Genomic DNA, 8,591 nt, shown 5'->3' on the forward strand with positions numbered 1-8,591 from the left:
GTTCGAGGCACCTGGAGAGGCGATACCGGGGCAGTTCGGGCCGATGATCCGGGTCTTGTTGCCCTTGGCCACCGCGTACGCCCAGAACTCGGTCGTGTCGTGGATCGGGACGCCCTCGGTGATCACGACGGCCAGCGGGATGCCCGCGTCGATGGCCTCCTTGACCGCGTCCTTGGTGAACGCCGGAGGCACGAAGATGACGCTGACGTCCGCGCCGGTGGACGCCATCGCCTCGGCGACCGACGCGAAGACCGGCAGGCCCTCGTGCACGGTCCCCGCCTTGCGCGGGTTCACCCCGCCGACGACCTTGGCGCCGGAGGCGAGCATGCGCAGCGTGTGCTTGGTGCCCTCGGACCCGGTGATGCCCTGAACAATGATCTTGCTGTTCTCGGTGAGCCAGATAGCCATTACGCACCTACCGCCGCGAGTTCGGCGGCGCGCTTGGCCGCTTCGTCCATCGTGTCGACCAGTTCCACGCCGGGCAGCCCGGCACTCTGCAGGATCTCGCGGCCCAGCGCCGCGTTGTTGCCGTCCAGCCGGACCACCAGCGGCCGGGTCACGGTCTCGCCGCGCTCCCCGAGCAGCTTGAACGCCGACACGATGCCGTTGGCGACCGCGTCGCAGGCGGTGATCCCGCCGAAGACGTTCACGAACACCGACGTGACCGCCGGGTCGGACAGAATGATCTCCAGCCCGTTCGCCATCACCTCGGCCGACGCGCCGCCGCCGATGTCCAGGAAGTTGGCCGGCTTCGGCTTGCCCGGCACCGACTCGCCCGCGTACGCGACGACGTCCAGGGTCGACATGACCAGGCCCGCGCCGTTACCGATGATCCCGACGTTGCCGTCCAGCTTGACGTAGTTGAGGTTCTTCTCCTTGGCCCGCGCCTCCAGCGGGTCCTCGGCCGCCTTGTCGACGTAGGCCACGTGCTCCTTCTGGCGGAACTCGGCGTTCTCGTCCAGGGTGACCTTGCCGTCCAGCGCCTTGACCTGGCCGTCCGCGGCCAGAATGAGCGGGTTCACCTCGACCAGCGAGGCGTCCTCGTCCACGAAGACCGCCCAGATCTTCTCGATCAGCGCGGCCGCGCCGTCCAGCGACCGCTCCGGCAGGCCACCCGCCTTCGCGATCTCCCTGGCCCTCGCCAGGTCCACCCCCGTCAGCGGGCTGACCGGCACCTTCGCGACCTTCTCCGGCGCGGTGTGCGCCACCTCTTCGATGTCCATCCCGCCGGAAGCGGAGCAGATCGCGAGGAATGTACGGTTCGCCCGGTCGAGCAGGAAGGAGAAGTAGTACTCCTCCGCGATGTCACTCGCCTCCTCGATCAGGACCTTGTGGACCGTGTGGCCCTTGATGTCCATCCCGAGGATCTGGCCCGCCTTCTGCTCGGCGTCCGCGGCGTCGTCCGCCACCTTCACGCCCCCGGCCTTACCCCGGCCGCCGGTCTTGACCTGGGCCTTGACGACCACCCGCCCGGTCAGCTGCTCGGCCGCCGCGCGCGCCTCCTCCGCGGTGTGCGCGACGATTCCGCGCGGCACCGGGATGCCGTACTCCGCGAAGAGCTCCTTCGCCTGATGTTCGAACAGGTCCACGAGGGTCCGTCCCTTTGATGTCGCCTAGATGTCAGCGGCCAGACGGCTTCATCCAGCCTGGCTTTTCCGCGCAAGAAGCCTAGCCCCAGCAGCGGTGTGACGATGTCACGGGGTGTGGTTAACCCTTGCCAACACTCCTGAATTACGGCATGGTGACACAAACTAGCTGTGCCGCGCAGCCGGAGGACTATCTCGCGAGTTGCGGATAGCCGTGCGCGGCCGGAGTGCTACCTCGCGACTTGCGGGATGGCCGTGCGGACCCAGTTGACGATTTCGTCCGTGGTCGCGCCGGGCGTGAAGATCTGCGCCACGCCGAGCCGCTGAAGCTCAGGAATGTCGCCGTCCGGGATGATCCCGCCACCGAACACCACAATGTCCTCCGCGTCCTGTTCGCGCAGAACCTCCAGGACTCGCGCGAAGAGCGTCATGTGCGCCCCCGACAGGATCGACAGGCCGATCGCGGCGGCGTCCTCCTGGATCGCGGTCTGCACGATCTGCTCGGGGGTCTGATGCAATCCCGTGTAGATGACCTCCATCCCCGCATCCCGAAGTGCCCGAGCGACGACTTTCACCCCCCGGTCATGCCCGTCAAGCCCCGGCTTCCCGACAACCACCCGAATCCTGGATTCCATGTCCGCACTGTACATACGGGTGTGGCGGCCACACATGCGGCCATGGGAGGACCGGATGCTCTGTCGCAGGCGTGCTGAAGGTATGCCGACGGTTGGGCGGATTCGGCGACGGGTGCCCTGGCCGGGGCCGGAGGCCAATGGCGCCGAGCGCGAGCGTCCCGAAGGGCGGGTGGGTGGGAGAACCCGCCGGCCCTCAGAGCTTTTCGAGTTTGGCGTACGCGAGGATCAGGGTCTTCTGGCCTGAGCTGCCGAAGTCGATTTTGGCGCTGGTCTTGCCGTCTCGGCCTTCGACGGAGACGACCGTGCCGAGGCCGAAGGAGTCGTGGGTGACGCGGTCGCCGGGGTTGAGGTTGGGGATTTTGCGGTCGGTGGTCCGGGCGGCGGGGGTGCGGACGGTGGCGGCGCGCCAGGCGTTCTTCTTGGGGTCGTTGCGCCAGTCGATCAGCTCGTCGGGGACTTCGGCGAGGAAGCGGGAGGCGGGGTTGAAGGAGGGGGCGCCCCAGGAGGTCCGGACGGCCGCGCGGGAGAGGTAGAGGCGTTTCTCGGCCCGGGTGATGCCGACGTAGGCGAGCCGGCGCTCCTCTTCGAGTTCCTTCGGGTCGCTGAGGGAGCGCATGTGCGGGAAGACGCCGTCCTCCATGGCGGTCAGGAAGACGACCGGGAACTCCAGGCCCTTGGCGGTGTGCAGCGTCATCAGCGTGACGACGCCACCGTGGTCCTCGCCTTCGGGGATCTGGTCGGCGTCGGCGACCAGCGACACCTGCTCCAGGAAGTCGACCAGCGTGCCCTCCGGATTGGCCTCCTCGAATTCGGCGGCCACGGAGATGAGTTCGTTCAGGTTCTCCAGGCGGCTCTCGTCCTGCGGATCACCGGAAGTCTCCAACTCGGTCCGATACCCGGTCCCGGCGAGCACCTCCTCAGCCAGGTCCGACAGCGGCAGCTCCTTCGCCCGCAGATCGTCGAGCTTCGCGATGAACTCTTTGATCGCGTTCAACGACCGGGTGGCCAGCGCGGGCGCCTCGTCGGCCCGCCGCAACGCCTCCCAGAAACTGATCCGCTCCCGCCCCGCGAACGCCTCGATGGTCGCCTCGGCCCGATCCCCGATCCCCCGCTTCGGCACATTGAGAATGCGACGCAACGACACGGTATCGGCCGGATTCGCCAGCACCCGCAGGTACGCCAGCAGATCCTTGACCTCTTTCCGCTCGTAGAACCGCACCCCCCCAACCACCTTGTACGGCAGCCCCGTCCGAATGAAGATCTCCTCGAACACCCGGGACGCCGAGTTCGTCCGATAGAACACAGCCACCTGCCCCGGCGTGATCTTCTCCTCGTCCTGCAGCCGATCGACCTCCTGCGCGACGAACATCGCTTCGTCATGCTCGTTGTCGGCCACGTACGCCACGATCTGCGACCCGGCCCCCTGATCCGACCAGAGGTTCTTCGGCTTCCGGCTGGCATTCCGCGAGATCACCGCATTCGCGGCGTTCAGAATCGTCTGCGTAGACCGGTAGTTCTGCTCCAGCAGGATCGTCTTCGCCGACGGATAGTCCCGCTCGAACTCCAGGATGTTCCGGATCGTGGCCCCCCGGAACGCGTAGATCGACTGATCCGCGTCCCCGACCACGACCAGTTCGGCCGGCTCCAGCGGCTCCCCGTCCTCCTGGGTGCTCCGCGTCCCCACCAGCTCCCTGACCAGCGTGTACTGCGCATGGTTGGTGTCCTGATACTCATCCACCATGACATGCCGGAACCGCCGCCGATAATGCTCGGCCACATCCGGGAACAGCTGGAACAGCGCCACCGTGTTCATGATCAGGTCGTCGAAGTCCATCGCCCCGGCCTCGACCAACCGCCGCTGATACAGCTTGTACGCCTCCGCGATCTGCTTCTCCAGATGCGTCTGCGCCTTGTCCCCAGCCGTGTCGTAGTCGACCAGCTCGTTCTTGAGATTGCTCACCTGCGCCGAGAACGACCGCGGCGGATACTTCTTCGGATCGAGATCGAGCTCCCGGCACACCAGCGCCATCAGCCGCTGCGAATCCGCCTGATCGTAGATCGAGAAACTGGACGGCAGATCCAGCCGCTTCGACTCCCGCCGCAGAATCCGCACACACGCGCTGTGGAACGTCATCACCCACATCGCCTTGGACCGCGGCCCGACCAGCTTGTCGACCCGATCCTTCATCTCCTTGGCGGCCTTATTGGTAAAGGTGATCGCCAGAATCTCGCCAGGATGCACATCCCGCTCAGCCAGCAGATAGGCGATCCGATGCGTGAGCACCCGCGTCTTCCCCGACCCCGCCCCCGCGACAATCAGCAGGGGCCCGCCCTGATGAACCACGGCCTCCCGCTGCTGCGGATTGAGACCATCTAGCAAGGGGTGGGTTACGAGGCTCGACACCCCCCTAGGTTATTGCCACCCACCGACAGTAATACTGCCGATCCTCCGGATCGGCGGGCTTGGCCGCTCCTTAGCCTGTGTCTTCCCTCGTCACTCCGGGCCGCTCCGCGACCCTGCGTTCCTCAGTCCAGACACAGGCGCGGCCAAGCCGGGGGCTTCGTAAGGTCGATGGTTGCCGGGGAGGGGGGGTGTTAGGTGAAGGTGCACTGGCGGGTTAGGCCGGGGTCGGGGTCTAGGTCGGTTTCCAGCATGGAGCCTGGTACGAAGCCCCAGGCGTCCAGTTCTCGTTTTCCGGCTGAATGGTCGCCCTGGGTGTAGTACCAGATGTCGTTTCCGCCCGCGTGGCGCTCGCCCTTGGCCCAGCACACGAACCAGCTCGGATTGGACTCCAGTTGGCCGACGATCACTCCGGTTCTGGCGAACTCGTACACGTCCGTGGCGGGGGTGTTGGGGCATTGGAACAGGCCGTTCCAGGTCTGGCCCTGGCGGGTGTCGGAGATCGTTGTCGGTTTGGGGACGCAGCGGGGTGCGGCGTCCGCGGGTGGTGCCGCCGTGGTGGTGAACGGGACCTCGGGGGAGGATCGGGTCAGACCCCAGAGTGCGCCTGCCAGTCCGACCGCGACGGCGATCACGATCACGCTGATGGGCTGGCGTTGCCGTACCGGGCGGGGAGTCGCCACCGGGGCGGGGACGGTCTCCTGGTTGGTCTGGGCGGTCCAGGCCGCGCGCCAGCGGCGGGACTGCTCCTGGATCGCCTTCGGCGGGAGGCCGCCCTGGGCCAGGCAGGCTTCGACGAAGCGGAGGGTGGCCGCTTCTGGTGGGCGGCTGAGCGGATTGCGGCCGATCAGGTTGGAGATGGCCGACGGCGCGATACCGGCGCTCTTTGACAAGGTCGCGTATTTGGGGCGACCGCACCAGGCGTGTAACTCGCGGAGTTTCTCGGTGAACTCGGGCCAGCCGAGTGCGCCCTCCGGGGTGGGCGGAGGTGGATCGTCAGTGACGGCCATGGGACTCGGCCCCCTCGAAGAGCCGGACGTTTTCGGCAGGGTCATCATGCCGGGCGCGGAACCCAGAATCAACTGATTCTGAACGAACCGCCCTACCTGGGAGAACGCCGTTCAGAACGGTTCTGACCTGTTCTGACCGGCTACCCCCTGACGCCCCCCGGCCGCCTCGTGCTTGATTTCGGTCATCACCCCGACGAGACACGAGGAGGGCTCAATGCGTACAACCGGACGGCTGGTGCTCATCGCGGCGCTGGCCTTCTGCGGGGCGGCGGCGGCCCCCGTGGCCGCCCACGCACTTCCCGGGCAGACCGTCACCACCTTCGCTGACGTCGCAGGACGTCCCAGCCCCTGCCTGAACGACACTCCCATGTGTCAGCCGAGGGGCATCGTCAAGGCCGGCCCGCACGCGGCGTACTGCAAGGTGACAGGCCCCATGGTGGTCCTCGGCGGGTCCGCCAGCAACTGGTGGGTCCTGACCGACCTCAACGGGTCACTCGTCTACATCCCCGCCATCTACGCCGACAACTGGCAGCAGATCAGCATGCGCCTCCCCTACTGCTGAAACTTCCCGAGCACGGCCCTCAGTAGTGCACACCCTCAAAAATTCACCATTTGCTGAATTAATGTGAAAGGAAAGTCCCGATGTCAGCTCTCTCAATCCTCCGTCGCCCGGCCTTCGGCCGGTCCATCCTGCTCGCCCTCACCTTGGCCGCCGCCGCGGCGCCCCTCGCCACCCACACGGCCGCCTCCGCCGGCACGGTCACCATGACCGCCCGCCCCGACTTCCAGCTGCCCTTCCCCTGTGGCCAGCAGTGGCGGCTCGACACCTGGGCGCACTCCCCCGCCCTCGACATGGTGAAGGAGCCCAACCAGGTCGGCACCGAGGGCGCGCCCTTCGTCGCCGCCGCCGCCGGACGCGTCGTCCAGTCCTTCTTCCACTCCAACGCCGGCAACATGATCCAGATCGACCACGGCGGCGGTTGGTTCACCACCGGCATCCACCTCCAGTCGCGGGCCGTCGGCGTCGGCGCCGTCGTCTCCAAGGGCCAGGTCATCGGCGCCGTCGGGCGGACCGGACCGACCTCCAACAACCACCCGCACCTCCACTTCGAGCAGGCCTTCGACGCCAACGGCAACGGCACGGCGACCTGGGGCGCGGCGGGCACCGAGCGGGTCACCTCGGTGTTCAACGGCGCCACCTACGGCACCGCCAACAACCAGACCTTCCGCAACGTGAACAGCTGCGGCGGCGGCACCCAGCCCCCGCCCGCGCCGGCCAAGTACTACGTCGACACCTTCGCCGCCGCCCCCGGCTACTCCTCCCCCGGCGGCACCCGCACCGGCACCCTGAACGCCGGCACCAACTACGTGTACTGCAAGGTCTGGGGCCCGAACGTGCAGGTCGGCAGCGCCTACAACCACTGGTGGCTGAAGACCGACCTGGACAGCGGCAGCCCCTGGCAGAACCAGTACGTCTCCGCCTACTACCTCTCCCGCTGGGGCAACGACGAGGCCAAGGACAACAACGGCGTCGTGATCCGCGACTGCTAAATGCCTTTCCTCCTGGTACGGCTTCCGCCTGGATGGCGGGAGCCGTACCGGCATTTGGGGGAATTATCGTTCCATGGCGCTATGTTGCCGCTGGAGACTCGAGGAGGAACGTCGTGCTGGATCCAGCGGACATCAACAAGGTCCTGGTCGTCACCGCGCACCCGGATGACATCGACTTCGGCGGTGCGGGCACGATCGCGACCTTCGTCGACCGTGGCGTCGAGGTGGTGTATCTGCTGGCCACAGCCGGCGACGCGGGCGGTTTCGACCGTACGGTGGACGCCGAGGACATGGCCGAACTCCGGCGCGCCGAACAGGTCGCGGCGGCGAAACAGGTGGGCGTGACGGATGTCCGCAACCTGGGCTACCCGGACGGAATGCTCGAAGCCACCCTGGCCCTGCGCCGCGACATCGCCCGCGTCATCCGCCAGGTACGTCCCGACCTGGTCTTCACCTCCACCCCCGAACGCAACTACGCCAGAATCGGCCCAAGCCACCCGGACCACCGCGCGGTCGGCAGCGCCGCTCTGGACGCGGTCTACCCGGACGCCCGCAATCCGTACGCGTTCCCGGAACTCCTCAACGACGAGGGCCTGGAAGCCTGGACGGTCCGCGAGGTGTGGCTGATCGGCTCGCCGACCCCGAACCACTACGTGGACGTCACGGCCACGGTCGACCGCAAGATCGCCGCCCTCCGCGCGCACGAGACGCAGACCGGCCACCTGCCCGACCTGGAGAAGATGGTCAAGACATTCCTGACCAACAACGCCAACGCGGCAGGCCTGCCGGAAGGCTCGTACGCGGAGGGGTTCCAGGTGGTTTCGACGGGGTGAAGCCGGGGCCGGGAAATGTCGGTGCCGGGGCGTAGGGTCGCGTCGTGAGTGAAGAGGCGAAGGCGTATGTCGCGGGGATCTTCGACCGGGCGGCGGGCGATTACGAGCAGGTCGGCGTGGACTTCTTCGGTCCGGTGGGGGCACGGCTCGCGCTGCACGCGCAGCCCGGGGAACGAGTCCTCGACGTCGGCTGCGGCCGGGGGGCGAGCCTGTTCCCCGCGGCCGAGCGCGTCGGACCCACCGGGTTCGTGCACGGCGTCGACCTCGCCCCCGGCATGGTCCGCGAGGCCGGCGCGGAGCTCGAACGCAGAGGCGTGACCAACGCCCGGGTCACTCTCGGCGACGCCGAATCCCTCGACTTCCCCGACGAATCCTTCGACGCGGTCCAGAGCGGCCTGGTCATCTTCTTCGTGCCCGACATGCCCCAGGCGGCCCGCGAGATCGCCCGCGTCCTCCGTCCCGGCGGACGCCTGGCCCTGGCCACTTTCGCCGAAGACCGCGAAGAGGACCAAACCCTCCAAGCCACCCTTCGCAACCTCCTCACGCCCTACCTCCCCCCACCCCCACCCACCGCT

At 67.5% G+C, this 8,591-nt stretch carries 9 protein-coding genes; 4 read left to right on the forward strand and 5 right to left on the reverse strand.

All coding sequences use genetic code 11. From position 1 onward, the window contains the following. The 5 genes from Acor_RS41420 to Acor_RS41440 form a co-directional block, all read right to left on the reverse strand. Positions 1-408, reverse strand: a 408-nt coding sequence (locus Acor_RS41420) for a CoA-binding protein (RefSeq protein WP_174876273.1), incomplete at its 3' end; no start/stop codon positions are given. After that, entirely contained in the window at positions 408-1,589 is a 1,182-nt protein-coding gene (sucC, locus tag Acor_RS41425; RefSeq protein WP_155342233.1) for an ADP-forming succinate--CoA ligase subunit beta, read from the reverse strand. The genes sucC and Acor_RS41420, both read right to left, overlap by 1 nt. Positions 1,590-1,816: 227 nt before the next feature. Continuing rightward, positions 1,817-2,221, reverse strand: a complete 405-nt coding sequence (locus Acor_RS41430) for a coenzyme B12-dependent isobutyryl CoA mutase small subunit (protein WP_155342234.1) — start codon at positions 2,219-2,221, stop codon at positions 1,817-1,819. A gap of 193 nt (positions 2,222-2,414) precedes the next feature. Next, on the reverse strand, positions 2,415-4,625 hold the full coding sequence (pcrA, locus tag Acor_RS41435; protein WP_170317367.1) for a DNA helicase PcrA: 2,211 nt from the start codon (positions 4,623-4,625) through the stop codon (positions 2,415-2,417). Positions 4,626-4,816: 191 nt separating this feature from the next. Next, positions 4,817-5,632, reverse strand: a complete 816-nt coding sequence (locus tag Acor_RS41440) for a hypothetical protein (protein ID WP_155342235.1) — start codon at positions 5,630-5,632, stop codon at positions 4,817-4,819. A gap of 214 nt (positions 5,633-5,846) precedes the next feature. Between Acor_RS41440 and Acor_RS41445 the strand changes: the two genes are divergently transcribed. The 4 genes from Acor_RS41445 to Acor_RS41460 all read left to right on the forward strand — a co-directional run. Then, positions 5,847-6,194 carry a hypothetical protein gene (locus tag Acor_RS41445; protein ID WP_155342236.1) on the forward strand — a complete coding sequence of 116 codons (348 nt, stop codon included), beginning with the start codon at positions 5,847-5,849 and terminating at the stop codon, positions 6,192-6,194. 80 nt (positions 6,195-6,274) lie between these two features. Next, positions 6,275-7,183: a M23 family metallopeptidase gene (locus tag Acor_RS41450; RefSeq protein WP_155342237.1), complete on the forward strand. Its 909-nt coding sequence runs from the start codon at positions 6,275-6,277 to the stop codon at positions 7,181-7,183. A gap of 113 nt (positions 7,184-7,296) precedes the next feature. Beyond that, positions 7,297-8,016, forward strand: a complete 720-nt coding sequence (locus tag Acor_RS41455) for a PIG-L deacetylase family protein (protein ID WP_155342238.1) — start codon at positions 7,297-7,299, stop codon at positions 8,014-8,016. Positions 8,017-8,060: 44 nt separating this feature from the next. After that, a partial coding sequence (locus Acor_RS41460) for a class I SAM-dependent methyltransferase (protein WP_155342239.1) occupies positions 8,061-8,591 on the forward strand: 531 nt, incomplete at its 3' end.

The organism is Acrocarpospora corrugata (genome assembly GCF_009687845.1).
Lineage (GTDB): Bacteria > Actinomycetota > Actinomycetes > Streptosporangiales > Streptosporangiaceae > Acrocarpospora > Acrocarpospora corrugata.